We start from the raw sequence: 22,147 nt of genomic DNA on the forward strand, positions 1-22,147 counted from the left end.
TCCTACTAGTCGTATACCGGCGTCAGCGCGCGCTGGCGGCCAGGGATTCCCGGGCGGCGGCAGCGACGTGCTCGGCGGTGAAGCCGAACTCGCGGAAGAGGACCTTCGCGTCGGCGGAGGCACCGAAGTGCTCCAGCGAGACGATCCGGCCGGCGTCACCGACGTACCGGTGCCAGGTCAGGCCGATGCCCGCCTCGACGGCGACACGCGCCTTCACGGACGGCGGCAGAACGCTGTCCTTGTACGCCTGGTCCTGCTCCTCGAACCACTCGACGCACGGCATCGACACGACACGCGTCGGCACACCGTCGGCCTGGAGCTGCTCGCGCGCCTCGACGGCCAGGTGCACCTCGGAGCCCGTGCCGATCAGGACGACCTGGGGCTCGCCGCCCTCGGCGTCGAAGAGCACGTAACCGCCCTTGGCGGCGTCCTCGTTCGCCTCGTACGTCGGCACACCCTGCCGGGTCAGTGCCAGACCGTGCGGAGCGCCCTTGCCGAACACCTTGGTGTAGCGGCGCAGGATCTCGCGCCAGGCGATGGTGGTCTCGTTCGCGTCGGCCGGGCGCACGACGTTCAGGCCCGGGATCGCGCGCAGCGAGGCCAGGTGCTCCACCGGCTGGTGGGTCGGGCCGTCCTCGCCGAGACCGATGGAGTCGTGCGTCCACACGTACGTCACCGGAAGGTGCATCAGCGCGGACAGGCGCACGGCGTTGCGCATGTAGTCGGAGAACACCAGGAAGGTGCCGCCGTAGATGCGGGTGTGGCCGTGCAGCGCGATGCCGTTCATGGCGGCGGCCATGGCGTGCTCGCGGATGCCGAAGTGGATCGTCCGGCCGTACGGGTCGGCCTCGGGCAGCGGGTTGCCCGCCGGGAGGAACGACGACGTCTTGTCGATCGTCGTGTTGTTCGAGCCCGCCAGGTCGGCGGAGCCGCCCCACAGCTCGGGGATGACGTCACCCAGGGCCTGGAGCACCTTGCCGGAGGCGGCGCGGGTGGCGACGCTCTTGCCGGGCTCGAACACCGGCAGCTTCTCTTCCCAGCCCTCGGGCAGCTCGCCCGTGGAGATCCGGTCGAACTCGGCGGCGCGCTCCGGGTTGGCGGTACGCCACGCGGCGAGGGACTTCTCCCACTCGGCCTTGACCTCACGGCCGCGGTCCAGCGCCTCGCGGGTGTGCGCGATGACCTCGTCCGAGACCTCGAAGCTCTTCTCGGGGTCGAAGCCGAGGACCCGCTTCGTGGCCGCGACCTCGTCGTCGCCGAGCGCCGAGCCGTGCGCGGCCTCGGTGTCCTGGGCGTTCGGGGCGGGCCAGGCGATGATCGAGCGGGCCGCGATGAACGACGGACGCTCCGTCTCGGCCTTGGCGGCCTGGAGCGCCTTGTAGAGGCCCGCGGGGTCGAGGTCGCCGCTGGGCAGCTGCTCGACGCGCTGGACGTGCCAGCCGTACGCCTCGTACCGCTTGAGCGTGTCCTCGGAGACCGCGGTCTCCGTGTCGCCCTCGATCGAGATGTGGTTGTCGTCCCACAGCAGGACGAGGTTGCCGAGCTTCTGGTGCCCGGCCAGCGAGGACGCCTCCGCGGAGATGCCCTCCTGGAGGCAGCCGTCACCGGCGATGACGTAGACGTCGTGGTCGAACGGGGAGGTGCCGGGGGCCGCCTCCGGGTCGAAGAGGCCGCGCTCGTAACGGGCGGCCATGGCCATACCGACGGCGTTTGCGACACCCTGGCCGAGCGGCCCGGTCGTCGTCTCCACGCCCGTCGTGTGGCCGTACTCCGGGTGGCCCGGGGTCTTGGAACCCCAGGTGCGGAACGCCTTGAGGTCCTCGAGCTCCAGGCCGTATCCGGCCAGGTAGAGCTGGATGTAGAGGGTCAGGCTGGAGTGGCCGGCGGAGAGCACGAACCTGTCACGCCCGGGCCACTCCGCGTCCGCGGGGTCGTGCCGCATCACCTTCTGGAAGAGGGTGTACGCGGCTGGAGCCAGGCTCATCGCCGTACCAGGGTGGCCGTTTCCGACCTTCTGTACGGCGTCCGCGGCGAGGACACGGACAGTGTCCACGGCCCGCTGGTCCAATTCGGTCCACTGGAGGTCTGTGGTGGTCGGCTTGGTGCTCACCCTGAGTCAGGGCTCCTCTCCACTGTCGTAAGCCGGTGGCTGTTACCGCACCGGGCGATGTCGAGCCTACCCCCGACACAACGCGCTGCTTTCGAGTCGTTACCAGGGTGACGGCGACCTGCGGACTTCGCCTCCTGACGGAGGGTGCCCGTTGAATACCGCGCCACTCCAACACGAGCGCACCCCCGCGAAGGGCGGCGTATCCGCAACGTCTACAGTGGTCTGGTTCGCGCAAGTCTTTACCGGGCCTTCACTCCCGGAGCTTGCTGGGATTTCTCTGTCAGGGGTGTGCGTGACGGCCGTCGAGTCCCGACCCGCAGGGGTCGCCTTGACTCCGAGCCCAGGGGGCCATCGCCCGTTCGGGGCCCGCATCAAGGCATTCGTGGCGTTGACCAAGCCGCGGATCATCGAGCTGCTGCTGATCACCACCGTTCCGGTGATGTTCCTCGCCGCTCAAGGTGTTCCAGACCTGTGGCTCGTACTCACTACCACCATCGGCGGATATCTCTCCGCGGGCGGTGCCAATGCGCTGAACATGTACATCGACCGCGACATCGACGCGCTGATGGACCGCACCTCGCAGCGTCCGTTGGTCACGGGCATGGTGAGCCCCGTCGAGTGCCTGATATTCGGTATCTCGCTCGCGGTGATTTCCACGGTCTGGTTCGGTCTGCTCGTCAACTGGCTCTCGGCGGCGCTGGCGCTCGGGGCACTGCTCTTCTACGTCGTCGTCTACACGATGCTGCTGAAGCGCCGGACCTCGCAGAACATCGTCTGGGGCGGGATCGCCGGCTGCATGCCGGTTCTCATCGGCTGGTCCGCCGTGACCAATTCCCTCTCGTGGGCCGCGGTCATTCTTTTCGCCGTCATCTTCTTCTGGACGCCGCCGCATTACTGGCCGCTGTCGATGAAGGTGAAGGAGGACTACGCCCGGGTCGGCGTCCCGATGCTTCCGGTCATCGCCACCAATCAGGTGGTCGCCCGCCAGATCGTCATCTACAGCTGGGTGATGGTGGCGGTGTCGCTGCTGCTGACCCCGCTCGGCTACACCGGCTGGTTCTACACGGCGGTGGCCCTCCTGACCGGCGGCTTCTGGCTCTGGGAGGCGCACGGCCTGCAGAGCCGGGCCAAGTCCGGAGTGACCGGCGCCAAGCTGAAGGAGATGCGGCTGTTCCACTGGTCCATCACCTACGTCTCGCTCCTCTTCGTCGCCGTCGCGGTGGACCCCTTCCTGCGATAACCCGGCGCAGACGCTTCCGCCGACGGGCGGGTCACGTGGCACAGACCACGTGGCCCGCCCGTCGCCAGTTGATCTACCGCTCGGTAGCATCCAAGGCATGGCAGAGACGGCAGAGACCCAGCAGGTGGACAGCAAGCAGGCGGCCCGCGCGGAGCGCAGGGCGGCGAGGCTCGCCAAGCAGATCGGCGCGTTCGCCAAGGCGCACGGGGGCGCCGAGGGCTACCTCACCCACATCGGACAGGGGGGTACGGCCATCGTCCTCGTCGGCCAGGACGGCCTCTGGGGTGACCTCGTCGCTCCCTCGTACGCGGTGGCCGAGAGCGCGGCGCGGAAGTCCGGGATCACGCTGCACGAGAGCACCGACGGCGACCTGGGCGCCAAGATCCGCACAGGACCGTACGAGTGGACCCGTATGGCCGGCATCCAGCTCGGCGGGCCCTCCGACAACCGCTGAGCCGTTCGGGGCAGCACACGGGCAACACCTGACACGGGGCTCACCCGTTAGGCGGTGCATACGCACGCCATCGCAGGGAGCCCCGGATGACCGACACACTGCCCGTGGCGGACCTGGTCGATCAGCACTGCCACGGGGTGCTCCGCGCCGAGCTGGGCCTCGCCACCTTCGAGGCCCAGCTGTCCACGGCCGGTTCCGGGCCCGCTCCGGGCACCACCTTCTTCGACACCCAGACCGGCTTCGCCGTACGCCGCTGGTGCCCGCCCCTGCTGGACCTGGAGGCGCACTGCGCGCCCGCGCTCTACCTCGCGCGGCGCAGGGAGCTGGGCGTCGTGGAGACCACCCGCCGTCTGCTGCGCGCCACCGGTGTCTCCACGTACCTCGTCGACACCGGGCTTCCCGGAGACCTCACGGGTCCCGCCGAGATCGCGTCGGCGGCCGGGGCCGACGCCCGGGAGGCCGTACAGCTGGAACTGCTGGCCGAACAGGTCGCCGACACCTCCGGCACCGTCGACACCTTTCTGGTGAACCTCGCCGAGGCCGTCCACGCGGCCTCCGTCTCCGCCGTCGCCTTCACCTCCGTGGCCGGCGCACGCCACGCCCCGGCCGATGACGCCGGGCCCCCGGGCCCGGGGGAGGTGCGCACGGCGGCCGGGCGGTGGCTCGCGGGCCGGGAGGCCGGACGCCGCGCGGCCCGCAGTGGCGCGGGAGGCCGCCGCACCGGCTGCGGGCCGCCGTCCGACCCCGTACTGCTGGGGCATCTGCTGTGGAGCGCGGTCGCCTGCGGTCTGCCGCTCCAGCTCCACCTGGGCACCGCCGACCCGGCACGGCTGGCGGGATTCGCCACCGCCACCGCCGGTCTCGGCACCGACCTGGTGCTGCTGCACGGCTATCCGCACCACCGGCGCGCCGCCCAGCTGGCGGCCGAGCACCCGCACGTCTACGCCGATCTGGGCCCCGCGCTCGCCCGTACGGGAGCGCGCGCCGGGGCCGTGCTGGCGGAGATCCTGGAGCTGGCCCCGTTCGGCAAACTGCTGTACTCCAGCGGGGCGCGGGCACTGCCCGAGCTCCATGTGGTGGGGGCGCGGCAGTTCCGCGAGGCGCTCGGCCGGGTGCTGGGCGGCTGGGTGACGGACGGCGCGTGGTCACGTGAGGACGCGGCGCGGGTGGCCGGACTGATCGGTTCGGGCAACGCGCGGCGGGTGTACGGGCTGGACGGCTGACCCCCGCGGAACGGGGGCCGGCCGGGTTCAGCTCGCGACGGTGACGGCGGGGGTCTCCCGCACGGGGACGCCGGCCGTGACCTGCGGACGCTCCCGCATGCTCAGGAACAGTCGCAGCACGGCGATCCACATCAGCGCGGAGCCGAGCATATGGACGCCGACCAGGATCTCGGGGACGTCGCTGAAGTACTGCACGTAACCGACCGCACCCTGCGCCAGCAGCACGATCAGCAGGTCACGGGCGCGCGCACGGGTGTCGACGGGGGCGTCCACCACCCGAAGCGCCAGCCACATGGCGATGGCCAGGGCGCAGACGACCCAGGCGGCGATGGCGTGCACGTGCGCGGCGGCGGCCCAGTCCCACGGCATGCGCGGTACGTCGCTGTTGTCACCGGCGTGCTTGCCGGAGCCGGTCACCGTCGTGCCGAGCGCGATCAGGAGCACCGTGGTGACGAGGATCGCCCAGGACAGGCCGCGCACCGGCCGGGGGGCGCGCGGGCGCGGCGCGCCGTCGCCCTCACCGATCCGCACCCAGGTGATGACGGCGACGGCGAGCAGACAGTTGGCGAGCAGGAAGTGACCGGCCACCGTCCACGGGTTGAGGCCGGCCCAGACCGTGATTCCGCCGATCACGGCGTTCCCCATCACGAGCCAGAACTGCGACCAGGCGAGCCGGGTCAGTGTGCGGCGCCGGGGCTTGGCGGAACGTACCGCGATGATCGCCCAGCCGACGGCGGCCGACAGGACGTAGGTGAGCATCCGGTTGCCGAACTCGATCGCGCCGTGCAGCCCCTGCTCGGGCGTCGCGAAGAGGCTGTCGTCCGTGCACTTGGGCCAGGTGTCGCAGCCCAGACCGGAACCGGTCAGCCGGACGGCGCCACCCGTGACGATGATGAACACGCTCATCACGACTGCGGTGAGAGCGGCGCGCCGGACCACCTCGGTCGACGGAGTCCAGCGCTTGGCGATGTAGGAGAGGGGGGTTTCCACGCGAACCATCGTAGGCGGGGGCTTGTGCATGTTTTCACGAGGGGTGCGTGATGCCCGGATGCCTTCGGTCACAGCCCGGCGCCTACTCCCAGCGGAAGAACTTCGCCGCGGCGCCCAGACCGAGCACGGACCACACCGCGAGGACGCCGGCCTCGCTCCACGGCATCGGGGCGCCGTGCTGGAGGACGTCCCGCAGCCCCTCGGAGAGGGCCGAGACGGGCAGCAGCTCCAGGACCGACCGGACCGCGTCCGGGAACTTGTCGAGCGGCACGATGACACCACCGCCCACCAGCAGCAGCAGGAAGACCAGGTTGGCGGCGGCGAGCGTCGCCTCCGCCTTAAGCGTCCCGGCCATCAGGAGTCCGAGGCCGGAGAAGGCCGCGGTGCCGAGCGCCAGAAGCAGCAGTACGGCGAAGGGGTTGCCCTGGGGGGACCAGCCGAGCGCGAACGCGATCCCCGTCAGCAGCACGATCTGGAGCACCTCGGTGACCAGCACCGACAGGGTCTTCGCGGTCATCAGCGCCCAGCGCGGCAGTGGCGAGGCGCCGAGCCGCTTGAGCACCCCGTAGCGGCGCTCGAAGCCGGTGGCGATGGCCTGGCCGGTGAAGGCCGTGGACATCACGGCCAGCGCGAGGACGCCGGGCGTGAGGAAGTCGACCGGACCGCCCGTGCCCGTGTCCACGATGTCGACCGCGCTGAACAGCACGAGGAGCAGCGTCGGGATGATCACCGTGAGGAGCAGCTGCTCGCCGTTGCGCAGCAGCATCCGCGTCTCCAGCGCGGTCTGCGCGGCGATCATGCGGGGCAGCGGGGCCGCGCCGGGACGGGGGGTGTACGTACCGGCGCTCATGCGCGCAGCTCCTTGCCGGTCAGGTCCAGGAAGACGTCCTCGAGCGTGTGCCGCTCCACGGAGATGCCGGACGGCATCACTCCGTGCTGGGCGCACCAGGAGGTCACGGTGGCCAGCAACTGGGGATCGACGTCTCCCGTGATGCGGTACGTGCCGGAGGCCGGTTCCGCCACCGCCGTACCGTCGGGCAGCGCCTTGAGCAGCGAGCCGAGGTCGAGGCCGGGGCGGCCGGTGAAGCGCAGGGTGTTCTCGGCGCCTCCGCGGCACAGCGACTCCGGGCTGCCCTGGGCGATGACCCGGCCCCCGTCGATGATGGCGACGTCGTCGGCGAGCTCTTCGGCCTCGTCCATGAAGTGGGTGGTCAGGACGACCGAGACACCGTCGGCGCGCAGCTCCCGTACGAGATCCCAGGTGGAGCGGCGTGCCTGCGGGTCCAGGCCCGCGGTCGGCTCGTCCAGGAAGATCAGCTCGGGGCGGCCCACGACGGCCATCGCCAGGGCGAGCCGCTGCTGCTGGCCGCCGGAGAGCCGGCGGTAGGTGGTGCGTCCGCAGCTGCCCAGGCCGAGCCGTTCGATCAGCGCGCCGACGTCCAGCGGGTGGGCGTACAGCCTGGCCATGTGGCGCAGCATCTCGTCGGCCCGCGCGCCGGAGTAGACCCCGCCGGACTGGAGCATCACGCCGACCCGGGGGCCCAGTGCCCCGGCGTCGGCGACCGGGTCGAGGCCGAGGACACGTACGGTCCCGGCGTCGGGCCTGCGATAGCCCTCGCAGGTCTCGATCGTGGTGGTCTTGCCGGCGCCGTTGGGGCCGAGGACCGCGGTGACCGCGCCGGTCCGGACGTCGAGGTCGAGGCCGTCCACCGCGGTCTTGGTGCCGTACCGCTTCACCAGGCCGGTGACCTGGACGACCAGCTCGCTGTTCATGGCCCGAAGTCTAGGCAGTGGCCGGGCCCCCGGGGGGCGCGGGTCCGGTGAACCCGGTCAGTGATCATTTCCGCAGGTCAACTTAGGTATGCCTAAGTGATGAACCCCATCAGGCCATGATCCGGGGGCGGGTTGTCAGGCTCCGGTGAATTACGCAACAATGGCGTTGTGAAATACGTTGGCGAGGCTCCGCAGGAGGATCTCGCGACCGGTGAGCGCTCCACGCGCAACCGGGTCGCGCGCTCCATCCTGGACCACGGCCCGTCCACCGCCGCCGATCTCTCCAAGCGCGTCCGCCTCACCCAGGCCGCCGTCCGCCGTCACCTCGACGCCCTCGTCTCCGACGGTGTCGTCGAGGCCCGCGAACAGCGGGTGTACGGGGCACGGACCCGCGGGCGTCCCGCCAAGGTGTTCGCCCTGACCGACTGCGGCCGGGACGCCTTCGACCAGTCCTACGACAAGCTCGCCGTCGACGCCCTGCGCTGGATCGCCGAGAGCTCGGGCGACGAAGCGGTCCTCGCGTTCGCCCGTGCCCGCATGGCCGCCCAGGCCGAGGGGTACCGCGCCGCGGTCGAGTCCGTGGCCCCTGAGGACCGCACCGAGGCGTTGGCCAAGGCATTGTCGGCCGACGGGTACGCTGCTACGGCGCGAAGTGCGCCCGGCCCGCAGCAGGGCGAGCAGTTGTGTCAGCACCACTGCCCGGTCGCTCATGTCGCCGAGCAGTTCCCGCAGCTGTGCGAGGCGGAGACGGAAATCTTCTCCAGCCTGCTCGGGACCCATGTGCAGCGTCTGGCCACCCTCGCCCACGGCGACGGGGTGTGCACGACGTATGTGCCGCGAAGCGGCCACGCAACACCACAGACCACATCAGCATCCGCAAGCACTGCCGGGAGGAACCCCGCATGACGCTCCCCACGGAGACTGCCCACCCTGAGCTCGAGGGCCTGGGCACGTACGAATTCGGTTGGGCCGACTCCGACGCGGCAGGCGCTGCGGCCAAGCGCGGCCTCTCCGAGGCTGTCGTCCGCGACATCTCGGAGAAGAAGAACGAACCCGAGTGGATGCTGAAGCTGCGGCTCAAGGGCCTGAAGCTCTTCGGCAAGAAGCCCATGCCGAACTGGGGCTCCGACCTCTCGGGCATCGACTTCGACAACATCAAGTACTTCGTGCGGTCCACGGAGAAGCAGGCGGAGTCCTGGGAGGACCTGCCCGAGGACATCAAGAACACGTACGACAAGCTCGGCATCCCCGAGGCGGAGAAGCAGCGCCTCGTCGCCGGTGTCGCCGCGCAGTACGAGTCCGAGGTCGTCTACCACCAGATCAACGAGGAGCTGGAGGCGCAGGGTGTCATCTTCATGGACACCGACACCGCGCTGAAGGAGCACCCGGAGCTCTTCCAGGAGTACTTCGGCACCGTCATCCCGGTCGGTGACAACAAGTTCGCCTCGCTGAACTCGGCCGTGTGGTCCGGTGGCTCGTTCATCTACGTGCCGAAGGGCGTGCACGTGGAGATCCCGCTCCAGGCCTACTTCCGTATCAACACGGAGAACATGGGCCAGTTCGAGCGGACGCTGATCATCGTCGACGAGGACGCCTACGTCCACTACGTCGAGGGCTGCACCGCGCCGATCTACTCCTCGGACTCGCTGCACTCCGCGGTCGTCGAGATCATCGTGAAGAAGGGCGGCCGCTGCCGCTACACGACCATCCAGAACTGGTCGAACAACGTCTACAACCTCGTCACCAAGCGCGCCGTGGCGTACGAGGGCGCGACCATGGAGTGGGTCGACGGCAACATCGGCTCCAAGGTCACCATGAAGTACCCGGCCATCTACCTGATGGGCGAGCACGCCAAGGGCGAGACCCTGTCCATCGCCTTCGCGGGCGAGGGCCAGCACCAGGACGCCGGCGCCAAGATGGTCCACATGGCCCCGAACACCTCGTCCAACATCGTCTCCAAGTCGGTGGCACGAGGCGGCGGCCGTACCTCCTACCGCGGTCTCATCGAGATCGGCGAGGGCGCGCCGGGCGCGAAGTCCAACGTGCTCTGTGACGCGCTGCTCGTCGACACCATCTCGCGCTCCGACACCTACCCGTACGTCGACGTCCGCGAGGACGACGTGTCGATGGGCCACGAGGCGACCGTTTCCAAGGTCTCCGAGGACCAGCTCTTCTACCTCATGAGCCGCGGACTCACCGAGTTCGAGGCCATGGCGATGATCGTGCGCGGCTTCGTCGAGCCGATCGCCAAGGAGCTGCCCATGGAGTACGCCCTGGAGCTCAACCGGCTGATCGAGCTGCAGATGGAGGGTTCGGTCGGCTAGTACGCCCGCCGACCGTGTCCCCCGACTCCTTGACTGAGAAAGCGAGCACTACGACAGCCATGGCTGAGGCTCAGAACATTCCGGCGGGCTCCACCACCGCCGGGTCCATCGCGGTGGCCGCCGAGTCGACCGTCGCCACGCGCATGAGCGCGCCCCCGTCCTTCGACGTCGCGGACTTCCCCGTCCCGCACGGCCGTGAGGAGGAGTGGCGGTTCACGCCGCTGGAGCGCCTTCGCGGGCTGCACGACGGCACCGCCGTCGCCACCGGTGACGGTGTGAAGGTCGCGATCGAGGCCCCGGAAGGGGTCACGGTCGAGACCGTCGGCCGCGACGACTCGCGGCTCGGCAAGGCCGGCACCCCGGTGGACCGCGTCGCCGCCCAGGCGTACACGTCCTTCGAGCGGGCGTCGGTCGTCACGGTCGCCAAGGAGGCCGTGCTCACCGAGCCGATCCGGATCGCCGTGCACGGCGAGGGCGGCGTCGCCTACGGCCACCAGCTCATCGAGCTGGGAGCCTTCGCCGAGGCCGTCGTCGTCATCGACCACACGGGCGACGCGGTGCTCGCCGCCAACGTCGACTACGTCCTGGGCGACGGCGCCAAGCTCACCGTCGTCTCGGTCCAGGACTGGGACGAGACGGCCGTCCACGTCGGCCAGCACAACGCGCTGATCGGCCGGGACGCCTCGTTCAAGTCGATCGTCGTCACCTTCGGCGGCGACCTCGTCCGCATCCACCCGCGCATCAGCTACGCGGCCCCGGGCGGCGAGGCCGAGCTCTTCGGCCTGTACTTCACCGACAAGGGCCAGCACCAGGAGCACCGCCTCCTCGTGGACCACAACACCCCGCACTGCAAGTCCAACGTCGCCTACAAGGGCGCGCTGCAGGGCGACGGTGCGCACGCCGTATGGATCGGTGACGTCCTCATCCAGGCCAAGGCCGAGGGCACCGACACGTACGAGATGAACCGCAACCTCGTCCTCACGGACGGCGCCCGGGTCGACTCCGTGCCGAACCTGGAGATCGAGACCGGCGAGATCGTCGGAGCCGGCCACGCCTCGGCGACCGGCCGGTTCGACGACGAGCAGCTCTTCTACCTCCAGTCGCGCGGAATCCCCGCCGAGGAGGCCCGCCGCCTCGTCGTGCGCGGCTTCTTCGCCGAGCTCGTCCAGCAGATCGGTCTGCCGGACGTCGAAGCGCGTCTGCTCGACAAGATCGAGACCGAGCTGAGGTCGTCCGTCTGATGGCCTTCGTCAAAGCCTGTGCGCTGAGTGAGCTGGAGGACGACACCCCCAAGCGGGTGGAGCTCGACGGCACGCCGGTGTCCGTGGTGCGTACCGAGGGCGAGGTGTTCGCGATCAACGACATCTGCTCGCACGCGAACGTCTCGCTGTCGGAGGGCGAGGTCGAGGACTGCATGATCGAGTGCTGGCTACACGGATCGAGTTTCGATCTGCGTACCGGCAAGCCGTCCGGCCTTCCCGCCACGCGACCCGTTCCCGTTTACCCCGTAAAGATCGAAGGGGACGATGTGCTCGTCTCCGTCACCCAGGAGACCTGAGTCACTCATGGCAACGCTTGAAATCCGCGACCTGCACGTCACCGTCGAGGCCGACAACGCCACGAAGGAGATCCTCAAGGGCGTCGACCTGACCGTGAAGCAGGGCGAGACCCACGCCATCATGGGCCCCAACGGCTCCGGCAAGTCCACCCTCGCGTACTCGCTCGCCGGTCACCCCAAGTACACGATCACCCGTGGCACGGTGACCCTGGACGGCGAGAACGTCCTGGACATGACCGTCGACGAGCGCGCCCGCGCCGGTCTCTTCCTGGCCATGCAGTACCCGGTCGAGATCCCCGGTGTCTCGGTCTCCAACTTCCTGCGTACCTCCGCCACCGCCGTCCGCGGCGAGGCGCCCAAGCTGCGTACGTGGGTGAAGGAGGTCAAGGAGACGATGGCCGGCCTCCAGATGGACCCGGCCTTCGCCGAGCGCAACGTCAACGAGGGCTTCTCCGGCGGTGAGAAGAAGCGCCACGAGATCCTTCAGCTGGAGCTCCTCAAGCCGAAGATCGCCATCCTCGACGAGACCGACTCCGGCCTCGACGTCGACGCCCTGCGCGTCGTCTCCGAGGGCGTCAACCGCGTCCGCGAGTCCGGTGAGGTCGGCACGCTGCTGATCACGCACTACACGCGGATTCTCCGTTACATCAAGCCCGACTTCGTGCACGTCTTCGCCCACGGCCGCATCGCCGAGTCCGGTGGCGCGGAACTGGCCGACAAGCTGGAGAACGAGGGCTACGAGGCATATGTGAAGGGTGGCGCTTCCGCGTGACTGACGCCCGACAGGGTCTCTCCGGCCTCCTCGACACCGAGGCGATCCGCAAGGACTTCCCGATCCTGGACCGCACGGTCCACGACGGCAAGAAGATCGTTTACCTGGACAGCGCGGCGACGTCGCAGAAGCCGCGCCAGGTCCTCGATGCGCTCAACGAGTACTACGAGCGGCACAACGCCAACGTCCACCGCGGTGTGTACACCATCGCGGAGGAGGCCACCGCGCTGTACGAGGGTGCTCGCGACAAGGTCGCGGCCTTCATCAACGCGCCGAGCCGCAACGAGGTGATCTTCACGAAGAACGCCTCCGAGTCGCTCAACCTCGTGGCCAACATGCTCGGCTGGGCCGACGAGCCCTATCGGGTGGACCGTGACACCGAGATCGTCACCACGGAGATGGAGCACCACTCCAACATCGTGCCGTGGCAGCTGCTCTCGCAGCGCACCGGCGCGAAGCTGAAGTGGTTCGGCATCACCGACGACGGCCGCCTCGACCTGTCCAACATCGACGAGATCATCACGGAGAAGACGAAGATCGTCTCCTTCACCCTGGTCTCGAACATCATGGGCACGATCAACCCGGTCGAGAAGATCATCCGCCGTGCCCAGCAGGTCGGCGCGCTGGTCTGCATCGACGCCTCGCAGGCGGCCCCGCACATGGTGCTCGACGTGCAGGCGCTGCAGGCGGACTTCGTGGCCTTCACCGGTCACAAGATGGTCGGCCCGACCGGTATCGGCGTGCTGTGGGGACGGCAGGAACTCCTGGAGGACCTGCCCCCGTTCCTCGGCGGCGGCGAGATGATCGAGACCGTGTCGATGCACTCCTCGACGTACGCCCCCGCGCCGTACAAGTTCGAGGCGGGTACGCCCCCGATCGCCCAGGCCGTCGGCCTCGGCGCGGCCGTGGACTACCTCTCGGCGATCGGCATGGAGAACATCTACCGCCATGAGCACGCGATCACCGAGTACGCGGTGAAGCGTCTCCTGGAGGTCCCGGACCTGAAGATCATCGGTCCGTCGACGGCGGTGGACCGTGGCGCGACGATCTCCTTCACGCTCGGTGACATCCACCCGCACGACGTGGGCCAGGTCCTCGACGAGCAGGGCATCGCCGTCCGGGTCGGGCACCACTGCGCGCGGCCGGTGTGCCTGCGGTACGGAATTCCTGCGACGACGCGAGCGTCGTTCTATCTGTACTCCACGCCCGCCGAGGTCGACGCCCTGGTGGACGGTCTCGAACACGTCCGGAACTTTTTCGGTTAAATGCCACAGCTGGTGAGGGTTGACTGGTGAAGCTTGATTCCATGTACCAGGAAGTGATCCTGGACCACTACAAGCACCCCCACGGGCGCGGCCTGCGGGACGGCGACGCCGAGGTGCATCACGTCAACCCGACGTGCGGCGACGAGATCACACTCCGGGTGAAGTACGACGGCGAGAAGATCGCCGACATCAGCTACGACGGCCAGGGCTGCTCCATCAGCCAGGCCAGTGCCTCCGTACTGAACGAGCTGCTCGTCGGCAAGCAGCTCGGCGAGGCGCAGAAGATCCAGGCCGCGTTCCTGGAACTGATGCAGTCGAAGGGCCAGCTGGAGCCGGACGACGCGATGGAGGAGGTGCTGGAGGACGCGGTCGCGTTCGCCGGTGTCTCCAAGTACCCGGCCCGGGTCAAGTGCGCGCTGCTGAGCTGGATGGCGTGGAAGGACGCGACGGCGCAGGCGCTGTCCGAAGGGAAGACCGCATGAGTGAAGAGACAGTGGCACTGAAGCCGGCCTCCGAGGAGGAGGTCCGTGAGGCGTTGTACGACGTCGTCGACCCCGAGCTGGGTATCGATGTCGTCAACCTGGGCCTCATCTACGGCATCCACGTCGATGACGCCAATATCGCCACCCTCGACATGACGCTGACGTCCGCGGCCTGTCCGCTGACCGATGTCATCGAGGACCAGGCGAAGTCCGCGACCGACGGCATCGTCAGCGAGTTGCGGATCAACTGGGTCTGGATGCCGCCGTGGGGCCCGGACAAGATCACGGATGACGGTCGCGAGCAGCTGCGCGCGCTCGGCTTCAACGTCTGACCGGTCTTCCGCGACCGGCCGCCGCCGGTCCGGTGCGCGTTCGCACGTTTACTGCGGGGCGTCTCCCCCTCCTCGGAGGGGGAGACGCCCCGCAGTGCTGTGCGCGGCGCCGGAATGCCGGGCGGAGCGGGAGACCGAGGGCAGGGCCCGGCTAACCGCCGTAGCGCGGGGCGCTGTCCTGCGGGGGTACGGCGGCGGCCTCGGCGAGGACCGGGCCCAGATTCTCCGAACGTATCCGCCGGTCGACGTAGAGCAGGCCGTTCACCAGCTGCGGGAACGTCGCCGAGACGATCTGGGCGATCATCTGTCCGAGCACCGTCGCGACCAGATAGCCGCTCATCGCGATGATCACGGCGGTGGGGCTCGGGTCGTTGTCCAGGTCCGCGGTGCTGATCATGCCGGGGAACATGCCGAGGACCGAGAACGGCATCTGGATGACGTAGGCGGCGACGGCCGTCATGGCGGATGCCAGCAGTGAGATCCCGAACAGCCGCCACCAGTCCCCGCGCACCAGCTGGGACGAGCGGCGCATCGCGTCGACGGGGCCCTGCCCCTCGAAGACCACGGCCGCCGGGGCCAGCGAGAACCTCACCCAGAGCCAGACCGCCACCGGCGCCGTGAGCAGGGCGCAGAGAGCGCCGAGCGACATGACGGTGAGGGCGCCGGAACTGCTGCCGAGCGTGATGAAGGCGATCATCATGGCGGTGAAGGCGACCATGGCGAGCACGGTCGGGACGGTCGCGATCAGGCCCGTGAGGAACACGGCGCCGATCATGGCCGGCACGCGCGCCCGGGAGCGCCGCCACACGGTGGCGAAGGTGACCCGTCGGCCCAGCACCGCGTCCTGGAGGATCGCCGGGACGGCTCCGTACATCAGGGCGGACGCCAGCACCATGAGGACGATGCCGAGCAGCGCGACGACTCCGAAGGCGGTCAGGAGCGGTACGACGTCGGAGGAGGCGGGCTCCTCGCCGGCGGAGAGCGATACGAGCCGGTCCAGATGGTCGCCGACCGCCGAGTAGGCGATGGCCAGGGCCGCCGCCATCACGAGTACGGCTCCGCCGTAGAGCGCGGCCCCCATCCCGAACAGCTGCTTCCAGTACCGGCCCATGGTGGCGAAGGCGCCGCCCAGCAGGTCGGCGAGCCTCAGTGGTGCGAGGGGTATCACTCCGGGTCTGGGCGGCGGCATCCAGCCGCCCCACCCCGGCGGCCCGGGAGCGCCTCCGTACGGACCGCCCCCGTACGGCGAGCCCCCGAGATGCGCGCCTCCGTATGCGCCGCCCCACCCTGCGTCCTGCGACACTGCTTCTCCGTCGTGTAGTCGTTCGTACAGTCGTCCGATGTACTAGGTCGGGACACCGTAGCGCCCGGCCGACCGGGCTCCTGACGATCGACGGTCACGACCCGGCCGGGGGACGCTCCGCCACCGCCGGCCGGCTCGCGCTGTCGCGGACCACCGCGAGCGCCGTCCGTACGCTCGCCTCGATGTCCGCGATCGGGTACAGGGCCTCGCGGATCCTCCGGTCCCGGTCCACGACCAGGGTCAGCCGCTTGAGCCGGCTGACGCCCGCCGCCCGGAACGTGGGCAGGCGCAGCGCCGCCGTCAGGGTCAGCCCGGCGTCGGAGAGCAGCGGGAAGCGCAGGCCCTCCAGCTCCGCGAACGCCCGTTGCTCGTCCGGTCGTTGGGTGGAGACGCCGTGCACGGTGGCGCCGGCCGCGGTGAACTCGGCCAGCTGGTCCCGGTACGTACAGGATTCGAGCGTGCAGCCGCGCGCGCCCGGGATCTCGCCCCACCCGGGCGGATAGGCGTCCGCGCGGGCGTACGCGCCTGGGAAGCAGTACAGGACGGTGTACGGGGTGTCGGCGACCGGATCGCGCAACTCGCCGTCGTGGCCGAGGAGTCGCAGTTCCGGCAGGCGGGTGCCCACCAGGGCGTGGACCCGGGCCGCCTCCTTGGACGCCTCGCTCGCTGTCGCCATCGTCTCTCCCTCTCCCGACACCCAGGCGTCGCCCCAGTCCTGGAGCGCGATGAGAACGGGAAGCAGTGCGCGGCCGCGTGGGGTGAGCCGGTACTCGTACCGCACCGGCCGGTCCTGGTAGGGCTCGCGCGACAGCACGTCCGCGTCGACCAGCAGCCGCAGCCGCTCGGTCAGCACCTTGCGGGAGACGCCGAGTTCCTGCTGGAGCGCGTCGAAGCGGTGCACCCCGCGTGCCGTGTCGCGCACGATCAGCAGGGTCCACCAGTCGCCGACGACGTCGAGGGCCTGGGCGATCGCGCAGTCGGCGTCGGCCAGGCTTGTTCGCTGGGGCATGGCGTGCCTCTTCCGTTCCTGCTTCCTGCTTCATTTCCCGCGGTCATCTGTATGTGTACTCGGTTGACCTGCGAAAAGCATGCTGCCATAGTCCGTTCCCAAGAGGAACTCACCCGGAGGGCCTCGGGGAGGGCGGTTCGGATGGGGATGCTGCGGGATGTGCCGAAGACGGTGCGCTTCCTGGCGTTCGGGGCGTTCCTCAACACCGTCGTCAGCTTCACCTTCGTCTACCTGTTCGTCTATCTGACGGGCCCGCGCGGGCTGTCCGTCACCCAGGCCGGTGTGATCAGCGGCATCGGCGGAATCGGTCTGGTCGCGGGGAACTTCACCGGCGGCTGGTTCGGCGACCGGTACGGCCACCGCCGGATGCTCCTCCTGGGGGCCTGCGTCAGCGGCGCCGCGCTCGTCACCCTTCCCGTGCTGCCGGTCGCCGCCCTGTACGCGGTCCTGCCGCTCGCCCAGTACGCCTCCGGAGTCGTACGCGCCGCGAACGCCGCACTCGTCGCGGTCTCCGTCCCGGAAGGGAGCCGCCGTCAGAGCTTCGCCCTCACCCGGTTCGCGTCGAACGGGGGCTTCACGGTCGGGCCGCCGCTCGGGGCGCTGGTCGCCGCCCGGTTCTCCTACGACTGGCTCTTCCTCGCCGACGGCCTCGGCACGCTTCTCTTCGCCGCGTACACGGCCAGGGTCCTCCCGGCCCGCGGGACCGCCCACAGCAGGCCCGCGCGTGACCCGGACGCGCCCGGCCTCCGGCGCGAACTGCTGGCCAGGCCGGCCGTGCTGGTGCTGCTGGCCGCGATCGTCTGCGTCGACCTCGTCTACCGGCAGATGTTCTCCACCCTGCCGGTCTTCCTCACCGACCACGGCCGGAGCACCCAGTTCTACGGCTGGCTGCTCGCCATCAACGGCGGCGTCATCCTCTGCCTCGAACTGCCCGCCGCCCACGCGTTGCGCAGACGGGCGCCGCTGAGCATCGTGGGGGCCGGACTGCTGCTCGTGGGGGCTGGCTACGCCGCGCTGATCCCCGGCGCCGGGGCGCTGTTCGCCGTCACCATGATGGTGTCGCTCACCGCGGGGGAGATCCTCTACAAGACCACGGCCACCGCGTACGTCGCCGACCAGGCGCCCGCCCACGCGCAGGGCACCTTCCAGAGTCTGTACGCGGGCGTCTCGATCAGCGGCCAGGTGCTCGCGCCGCCGCTCGGAGGTGCGCTGTACGCGACCGCGCCCGCGCTGCTCTGGCCGGTCTGCGCGGTGCTCGCGGGCGGCGCGGGGGTGGCCGTACTGGCGGCGAGGCGGCTGCGTGAGCCCGGAAGGCCGCCGCGGGCCGGTGCGGCGCCCGGTGGCGCGCCCGGTGTCTCGGTGACGGTGCCGCCTGAAGTCCCGGGCGGGGACGTCCGGCGGGAGGGCCGGAGATCCACCCGGCGGTCCGTCCGGGAGGCCGGACGCTGAGACCGGTTCGCCCGCGCGGGCCCCGGCCGGTTAGGTTTTGGTCATGACCGACACGACTTCCCAGGGTTCCCCCCGCACCACCGGCGCCGTCGCCGCCGGCCTCGCCACCATCGCCGGTGACGGCACCGTCCTCGACACCTGGTACCCCGCCCCGGAGCTCGCCGCCGAGCCCGGCCCGGCGGGCACGCAGCGCCTCACGCCGGACCAGGCCGTGAACCGGCTCGGTGAGGCCGCGGCCCGGGCCATCGGCGTGGACGCCCGCCGAGGGGTGGAGGTCGTCGCCGTCGCCACGGTCATCTCCTCGCTGGACGACAAGATGCTCGACGCGCACGACGCGTACCTGCGTCTGCACCTGCTGTCCCACCGTCTCGTCCAGCCGCACGGGCAGAACCTCGACGGCCTCTTCGGCCTCCTCGCCAACGTCGCCTGGACCTCGCTCGGCCCGGTCGCGGTCGACGAGCTGGAGAAGGTCCGGCTGAACGCCCGCGGCGACGGCCTGCACCTCCAGGTCACCTCCGTGGACAAGTTCCCCCGGATGACGGACTACGTCGCGCCCAAGGGCGTACGGATCGCCGACGCCGACCGCGTCCGGCTCGGCGCGCACCTCGCGGCCGGCACGACCGTCATGCACGAGGGCTTCGTCAACTTCAACGCGGGCACGCTCGGCACGTCGATGGTCGAGGGCCGTATCTCCGCGGGCGTCGTCGTCGGTGACGGCTCCGACATCGGTGGCGGCGCGTCCACGATGGGCACGCTGTCCGGTGGCGGCAACGTGCGCATCACGATCGGCGAGCGCTGCCTGGTCGGCGCGGAGGCGGGCGTCGGTATCGCGCTGGGCGACGAGTGCGTCGTCGAGGCCGGGCTGTACGTCACGGCCGGCACGCGCGTCACGATGCCCGACGGCCAGGTCGTCAAGGCCCGCGAGCTCTCCGGCGCCTCGAACATCCTCTTCCGCCGCAACTCGGTGACCGGCACTGTCGAGGCCCGCCCGAACAACGCGGTGTGGGGCGGCCTCAACGAGATCCTGCACCACCACAACTAGGCCGACGCGGCAGCCGTTCTGTCCTCAGTCGCCGGACGGGCTGGATTCAGCCCGTCCGGCGATGGGCGACAGGGGCCGGGTTCTCCTCGGCGCGCAAGGCCGCCAGTGTGGCCCGTCGCCACCGTGTCACAAGCGTGGCGACGACTCCCAGCAGCACCAGGGCGGCGATCGGCGCGCCCCACATCAGGAGCGCGAGTGCGCGGCCCGCGCTTTCCATGGTTTTCCCCTCCCAGGTGGAGAGCACCCGGCGACGTCAGGGGGCTCAGGGTCTGTCGGTGAGCTTAGCGGCGAGCAGCCGCGCGTGCGTGGCCCTCAGTGCCTCGGCCGCCTCTTCGTCGGCGGGCTGGAGCGGCTCTCGGACCGGGCCCGTGGCCAGCAGGGTCTTTGCCGTTACGGTGCCGGGGAGTCCGGAGGCCATCATCAACTCGACCAGTTCCACGGTGAGTTCGTTGAGGCGGGCGGCCCCCGCGGTGTCCCCGGAGTCGAACGCGTCCAGTACGGCCCGCATCTGACGCGGTGCCACGTTGGCGACCGTACTCACATAGCCCGCGCCGCCCAGCGCGTACAGCGGCAGGTTCAGTTCCTCGCTTCCCGAGTAGTAGGCGAGCGAGGTCCTCGACATCACCTTCGTGGCGCCGAGCAGGTCGTAGCTGCAGTCCTTGACGGCCACGATGCGGGGGTGTTCCGCGAGTCGCAGCAGGGTCCGCGGCTCGATCCTGGTGCCCGTGCGGCCCGGGATGTCGTACAGCATCAGCGGGATGCCGGCGGCGTCCGCGACGCGGGTGAAGTACGTCTCCACGGCGGACTGCTGCGGCCGGCTGTAGTACGGCGCCACCACCAACAGCCCGTCTGCGCCCGCCTCTTCGGCCTCCCGTGCCAGCCGCAGCGTGTGCCGGGTGTCCGGGCTGCCGACGCCGGTGAGGAGGGGGATCGCGTCGCCGACCGCCTCCCGGACCGCCCGCAGCAGGGCGGTCTTCTCGGCGTCGGTGGTGGTCGGTGACTCGCCCGTGGTGCCGCTGAGTACGAGCCCGTCGCAGCCGTCGCCCACCAGCCGGGCGGCGTGCTGCCGGGCGGTGTCCAAATCCAGGTCACCGGTGGCGGTGAAGGGCGTGACCATGGCGCAGAGGGTGCGGCCGAAGGGCCGGGGGGCGGTGGTGTCGGCTGTCATGTTCGCAGTGTCGGTCGTCGCACCGTGAAGGTCTACTTAGTTCTTCTTCGGATGATGGCGTAGGAATGCTGAACATTCCCCGTCGGCTGCCCGCAGTGTCTGGCATGATCGAACGCACGAACGGCAGACCGACGCGGGGGCGGACGTATGGCAGCACGGTCATGCAGGCGGGTACGCGGACCGGTCTCGGCGGTCCTCTTCACGACAGCCGCTCTCGCGCTCTCCGGCTGTGCCGGATTCCTCGTCCCGGCGGGCGAGGGCGAACCGGGGCCGGTGCCGAGCCCGGCGGGCACGACCGCCCCACCCGCGAGCGTCGAGCCGCCCTCCGCACCGCCCACGGCCGACGCCCCCGCCCAGGGGCCCGGCCCCACGCCCACCGCCGGGGGTGACTGCCCCGCCTCCGGTGCGCTCGTGGACATGGGGCAGGTGGAGACGGCGATGTTCCACCGGGCCGTCGTCCTCACCCTCACCAACTGCGGCGACGAGCCGTACCCCGTCAACGGCTATCCGTCGGTCCAGGCCCTGGGTGAGGAAGGCGAACGGCTCCCGGTGAAGATCAACCCCGGCGGCTCGTACTTCGGCAGCGACCCGGGCGCCGAGGCGATCACGCTGAAGCCGGGCGGCACGGTGCGCTCGACCCTCGCCTGGGTGTCCACCCAGGAGGGCGGCGACCTCATCGAGGGCGACGCGCTGGAGATCGCCGCCGCCCCGGACGCGGGGGCCCGCGTCTTCCCCCTGGTCGGGCACGACATCCGGCTGATGGACGAGCTGAACATGACCGCCTGGCGCGCGCAGGAATCCAACTGACCCCAGGAGGGTCCGGGCATGACGAAGAGACACCCCTTCACCCGCTACGTGGCCATCGGCGACAGCCAGACGGAAGGAGTCGGAGACGGCGACGACCTCCGCGGCCATCGCGGTTTCGCCGACCGCCTCGCCGAGATCCTGGCCGCCGACGAGCCCGGACTGCTCTACGCCAACCTCGCGGTACGGGGCAGACTCACCGCCCAGGTGAAGGCGGAACAACTGGAACCCGCGCTCGCCCTGCGGCCCGATCTCGTCACCGTCATGGCGGGGATGAACGACCTGGTACGCCCCGGCTTCGACGCCGCGCGTATCGCCGCCGACCTGGAGGAGATGTTCGCCGCTCCGGCCGCGTCCGGCGCCACGGTGGTCACCGTCACCTTCCCCGACATCGGCCGTATCTCCCCGCTGGCCCGGCGGGCGGTGCCCCGGGTGCTCGACCTCAACGCCCGGATCAGGGAGGCCGCGGCCCGGCACGGCGTCCTGGTCCTCGACACCTTCCCGCAGGCCGCGACGGTGGATCCCCGCCTCTGGAGCCAGGACCGGTTGCACGCCGCGCCGCTGGGCCACTCCCGTATCGCCTCCGGCATGGCCCATACGCTCGGCGTGCCCGGACACGCCGACTGGGCCGCACCGCTGCCGCCCCGACCGGCGCTCTCCGCCGTACGGAGGGCAGCCGTGGAGATGGGCTGGGCGGCGAACTTCCTGGGGCCGTGGGCGGTACGCCGGATCAGGGGACGCTCCTCCGGCGACGGACGCACGGCGAAGCGCCCCGCGCTGGCCCCCGTGCGGCCCCTTGACCTCAAGCGTGCTTGACCTACGAGGGTGGTGACCACAGGCGCACCGCAG

Annotated in this window: 23 protein-coding genes; 15 read left to right on the forward strand and 8 right to left on the reverse strand. The window is 70.3% G+C overall.

Features of this window, described 5'->3' with window-relative positions; genetic code table 11:
* Positions 1-22 precede the first annotated feature (22 nt).
* Positions 23-2,110 carry a transketolase gene (tkt, locus tag AC07FA_RS05040; RefSeq protein WP_479073269.1) on the reverse strand — a complete coding sequence of 696 codons (2,088 nt, stop codon included), beginning with the start codon at positions 2,108-2,110 and terminating at the stop codon, positions 23-25.
* Between the two features lie 286 nt (positions 2,111-2,396).
* On the opposite strand from tkt, the gene AC07FA_RS05045 reads away from it, so the two are divergent.
* From AC07FA_RS05045 to AC07FA_RS05055, 3 genes are all read left to right on the forward strand, one after another.
* Positions 2,397-3,350 (forward strand): heme o synthase, encoded by a 954-nt coding sequence (locus tag AC07FA_RS05045; protein WP_479073270.1) that lies wholly within the window; start codon positions 2,397-2,399, stop codon positions 3,348-3,350.
* Between the two features lie 97 nt (positions 3,351-3,447).
* The gene (locus tag AC07FA_RS05050) at positions 3,448-3,804 is read left to right on the forward strand and encodes a hypothetical protein (RefSeq protein WP_479073271.1); all 357 of its coding nucleotides are present in this window, start codon (positions 3,448-3,450) and stop codon (positions 3,802-3,804) included.
* 86 nt (positions 3,805-3,890) lie between these two features.
* Positions 3,891-5,027 carry an amidohydrolase family protein gene (locus tag AC07FA_RS05055; protein WP_479073272.1) on the forward strand — a complete coding sequence of 379 codons (1,137 nt, stop codon included), beginning with the start codon at positions 3,891-3,893 and terminating at the stop codon, positions 5,025-5,027.
* 27 nt (positions 5,028-5,054) lie between these two features.
* Here the strand turns inward: AC07FA_RS05055 and AC07FA_RS05060 are convergent, their stop codons facing one another.
* From AC07FA_RS05060 to AC07FA_RS05070, 3 genes are all read right to left on the reverse strand, one after another.
* The gene (locus AC07FA_RS05060; RefSeq protein ID WP_479073273.1) at positions 5,055-6,026 is read right to left on the reverse strand and encodes a COX15/CtaA family protein; all 972 of its coding nucleotides are present in this window, start codon (positions 6,024-6,026) and stop codon (positions 5,055-5,057) included.
* A 73-nt stretch (positions 6,027-6,099) separates the two neighbouring features.
* Positions 6,100-6,867 carry an ABC transporter permease gene (locus tag AC07FA_RS05065; RefSeq protein WP_479073274.1) on the reverse strand — a complete coding sequence of 256 codons (768 nt, stop codon included), beginning with the start codon at positions 6,865-6,867 and terminating at the stop codon, positions 6,100-6,102.
* On the reverse strand, positions 6,864-7,790 hold the full coding sequence (locus tag AC07FA_RS05070; RefSeq protein ID WP_479073275.1) for an ABC transporter ATP-binding protein: 927 nt from the start codon (positions 7,788-7,790) through the stop codon (positions 6,864-6,866). Before AC07FA_RS05070 ends, AC07FA_RS05065 begins: the two co-directional genes overlap by 4 nt.
* Positions 7,791-7,958: 168 nt before the next feature.
* Between AC07FA_RS05070 and AC07FA_RS05075 the strand changes: the two genes are divergently transcribed.
* The 8 genes from AC07FA_RS05075 to AC07FA_RS05110 are packed head-to-tail and all read left to right on the forward strand — an operon-like array spanning position 7,959 to position 14,523.
* Complete coding sequence (locus tag AC07FA_RS05075) at positions 7,959-8,696, forward strand: helix-turn-helix transcriptional regulator (protein WP_479073276.1); 738 nt, start codon at positions 7,959-7,961, stop codon at positions 8,694-8,696.
* Complete coding sequence (sufB, locus tag AC07FA_RS05080; protein WP_479073277.1) at positions 8,693-10,114, forward strand: Fe-S cluster assembly protein SufB; 1,422 nt, start codon at positions 8,693-8,695, stop codon at positions 10,112-10,114. Before AC07FA_RS05075 ends, sufB begins: the two co-directional genes overlap by 4 nt.
* A gap of 59 nt (positions 10,115-10,173) precedes the next feature.
* Positions 10,174-11,355 (forward strand): Fe-S cluster assembly protein SufD, encoded by a 1,182-nt coding sequence (sufD, locus tag AC07FA_RS05085; RefSeq protein ID WP_479073278.1) that lies wholly within the window; start codon positions 10,174-10,176, stop codon positions 11,353-11,355.
* Positions 11,355-11,672 (forward strand): bifunctional 3-phenylpropionate/cinnamic acid dioxygenase ferredoxin subunit, encoded by a 318-nt coding sequence (locus tag AC07FA_RS05090; protein WP_185301523.1) that lies wholly within the window; start codon positions 11,355-11,357, stop codon positions 11,670-11,672. Before sufD ends, AC07FA_RS05090 begins: the two co-directional genes overlap by 1 nt.
* A 7-nt stretch (positions 11,673-11,679) precedes the next feature.
* Positions 11,680-12,444, forward strand: coding sequence for a Fe-S cluster assembly ATPase SufC (gene sufC / locus AC07FA_RS05095; protein WP_479073279.1), 765 nt, complete (start codon positions 11,680-11,682; stop codon positions 12,442-12,444).
* Positions 12,441-13,709, forward strand: a complete 1,269-nt coding sequence (locus AC07FA_RS05100; RefSeq protein ID WP_479073280.1) for a cysteine desulfurase — start codon at positions 12,441-12,443, stop codon at positions 13,707-13,709. The genes sufC and AC07FA_RS05100 overlap by 4 nt, the downstream gene beginning before the upstream one ends.
* 26 nt (positions 13,710-13,735) lie before the next feature.
* On the forward strand, positions 13,736-14,191 hold the full coding sequence (gene sufU / locus AC07FA_RS05105; protein ID WP_479073281.1) for a Fe-S cluster assembly sulfur transfer protein SufU: 456 nt from the start codon (positions 13,736-13,738) through the stop codon (positions 14,189-14,191).
* Positions 14,188-14,523, forward strand: a complete 336-nt coding sequence (locus AC07FA_RS05110; RefSeq protein ID WP_173312305.1) for a metal-sulfur cluster assembly factor — start codon at positions 14,188-14,190, stop codon at positions 14,521-14,523. The genes sufU and AC07FA_RS05110 overlap by 4 nt, the downstream gene beginning before the upstream one ends.
* Before the next feature lie 151 nt (positions 14,524-14,674).
* Here the strand turns inward: AC07FA_RS05110 and AC07FA_RS05115 are convergent, their stop codons facing one another.
* Both AC07FA_RS05115 and AC07FA_RS05120 read right to left on the reverse strand, forming a co-directional pair.
* The gene (locus AC07FA_RS05115) at positions 14,675-15,712 is read right to left on the reverse strand and encodes a DUF7847 domain-containing protein (protein ID WP_479073282.1); all 1,038 of its coding nucleotides are present in this window, start codon (positions 15,710-15,712) and stop codon (positions 14,675-14,677) included.
* Positions 15,713-15,920: 208 nt separating this feature from the next.
* Positions 15,921-16,835 carry a winged helix-turn-helix transcriptional regulator gene (locus AC07FA_RS05120; RefSeq protein ID WP_479073283.1) on the reverse strand — a complete coding sequence of 305 codons (915 nt, stop codon included), beginning with the start codon at positions 16,833-16,835 and terminating at the stop codon, positions 15,921-15,923.
* Positions 16,836-16,886: 51 nt separating this feature from the next.
* Here AC07FA_RS05120 and AC07FA_RS05125 point away from each other — a divergent pair, with 51 nt between their 5' ends.
* The gene (locus AC07FA_RS05125) at positions 16,887-18,284 is read left to right on the forward strand and encodes an MFS transporter (RefSeq protein WP_479073284.1); all 1,398 of its coding nucleotides are present in this window, start codon (positions 16,887-16,889) and stop codon (positions 18,282-18,284) included.
* A 43-nt stretch (positions 18,285-18,327) separates the two neighbouring features.
* Positions 18,328-19,326 carry a 2,3,4,5-tetrahydropyridine-2,6-dicarboxylate N-succinyltransferase gene (gene dapD / locus AC07FA_RS05130; protein WP_479073285.1) on the forward strand — a complete coding sequence of 333 codons (999 nt, stop codon included), beginning with the start codon at positions 18,328-18,330 and terminating at the stop codon, positions 19,324-19,326.
* A gap of 46 nt (positions 19,327-19,372) precedes the next feature.
* Here dapD and AC07FA_RS05135 read toward each other — a convergent pair whose 3' ends face one another.
* Positions 19,373-19,543: a hypothetical protein gene (locus AC07FA_RS05135; protein ID WP_479073286.1), complete on the reverse strand. Its 171-nt coding sequence runs from the start codon at positions 19,541-19,543 to the stop codon at positions 19,373-19,375.
* A gap of 45 nt (positions 19,544-19,588) precedes the next feature.
* A complete protein-coding gene (gene dapA, locus AC07FA_RS05140) occupies positions 19,589-20,494 on the reverse strand; it encodes a 4-hydroxy-tetrahydrodipicolinate synthase (RefSeq protein WP_479073287.1) in 906 nt (301 codons plus the stop codon).
* Between the two features lie 147 nt (positions 20,495-20,641).
* Between dapA and AC07FA_RS05145 the strand changes: the two genes are divergently transcribed.
* Both AC07FA_RS05145 and AC07FA_RS05150 read left to right on the forward strand, forming a co-directional pair.
* A complete protein-coding gene (locus tag AC07FA_RS05145) occupies positions 20,642-21,301 on the forward strand; it encodes a DUF4232 domain-containing protein (RefSeq protein WP_479073288.1) in 660 nt (219 codons plus the stop codon).
* 18 nt (positions 21,302-21,319) lie between these two features.
* Positions 21,320-22,114 (forward strand): SGNH/GDSL hydrolase family protein, encoded by a 795-nt coding sequence (locus tag AC07FA_RS05150; protein ID WP_479073289.1) that lies wholly within the window; start codon positions 21,320-21,322, stop codon positions 22,112-22,114.
* Positions 22,115-22,147: the final 33 nt, after the last annotated feature.

It is taken from the genome of Streptomyces sp. NPDC045968, from assembly GCF_056430475.1.

Bases quoted from the DNA above. Each gene is read 5' to 3' on its own strand.
- sufB (WP_479073277.1), top strand. From the start codon at position 8,693: ATGACGCTCCCCACGGAGACTGCCCACCCTGAGCTCGAGGGCCTGGGC.
- AC07FA_RS05050 (WP_479073271.1), top strand. From the start codon at position 3,448: ATGGCAGAGACGGCAGAGACCCAGCAGGTGGACAGCAAGCAGGCGGCC.
- AC07FA_RS05150 (WP_479073289.1), top strand. From the start codon at position 21,320: ATGACGAAGAGACACCCCTTCACCCGCTACGTGGCCATCGGCGACAGC.
- dapA (WP_479073287.1), bottom strand. From the start codon at position 20,494: ATGACAGCCGACACCACCGCCCCCCGGCCCTTCGGCCGCACCCTCTGC.
- AC07FA_RS05120 (WP_479073283.1), bottom strand. From the start codon at position 16,835: ATGCCCCAGCGAACAAGCCTGGCCGACGCCGACTGCGCGATCGCCCAG.
- AC07FA_RS05060 (WP_479073273.1), bottom strand. From the start codon at position 6,026: ATGGTTCGCGTGGAAACCCCCCTCTCCTACATCGCCAAGCGCTGGACT.
- AC07FA_RS05070 (WP_479073275.1), bottom strand. From the start codon at position 7,790: ATGAACAGCGAGCTGGTCGTCCAGGTCACCGGCCTGGTGAAGCGGTAC.
- AC07FA_RS05125 (WP_479073284.1), top strand. From the start codon at position 16,887: ATGTGTACTCGGTTGACCTGCGAAAAGCATGCTGCCATAGTCCGTTCC.
- AC07FA_RS05090 (WP_185301523.1), top strand. From the start codon at position 11,355: ATGGCCTTCGTCAAAGCCTGTGCGCTGAGTGAGCTGGAGGACGACACC.
- AC07FA_RS05135 (WP_479073286.1), bottom strand. From the start codon at position 19,543: ATGGAAAGCGCGGGCCGCGCACTCGCGCTCCTGATGTGGGGCGCGCCG.
- AC07FA_RS05115 (WP_479073282.1), bottom strand. From the start codon at position 15,712: ATGCCGCCGCCCAGACCCGGAGTGATACCCCTCGCACCACTGAGGCTC.
- AC07FA_RS05145 (WP_479073288.1), top strand. From the start codon at position 20,642: ATGGCAGCACGGTCATGCAGGCGGGTACGCGGACCGGTCTCGGCGGTC.
- dapD (WP_479073285.1), top strand. From the start codon at position 18,328: ATGACCGACACGACTTCCCAGGGTTCCCCCCGCACCACCGGCGCCGTC.
- sufD (WP_479073278.1), top strand. From the start codon at position 10,174: ATGGCTGAGGCTCAGAACATTCCGGCGGGCTCCACCACCGCCGGGTCC.
- AC07FA_RS05055 (WP_479073272.1), top strand. From the start codon at position 3,891: ATGACCGACACACTGCCCGTGGCGGACCTGGTCGATCAGCACTGCCAC.
- AC07FA_RS05110 (WP_173312305.1), top strand. From the start codon at position 14,188: ATGAGTGAAGAGACAGTGGCACTGAAGCCGGCCTCCGAGGAGGAGGTC.
- sufC (WP_479073279.1), top strand. From the start codon at position 11,680: ATGGCAACGCTTGAAATCCGCGACCTGCACGTCACCGTCGAGGCCGAC.
- AC07FA_RS05065 (WP_479073274.1), bottom strand. From the start codon at position 6,867: ATGAGCGCCGGTACGTACACCCCCCGTCCCGGCGCGGCCCCGCTGCCC.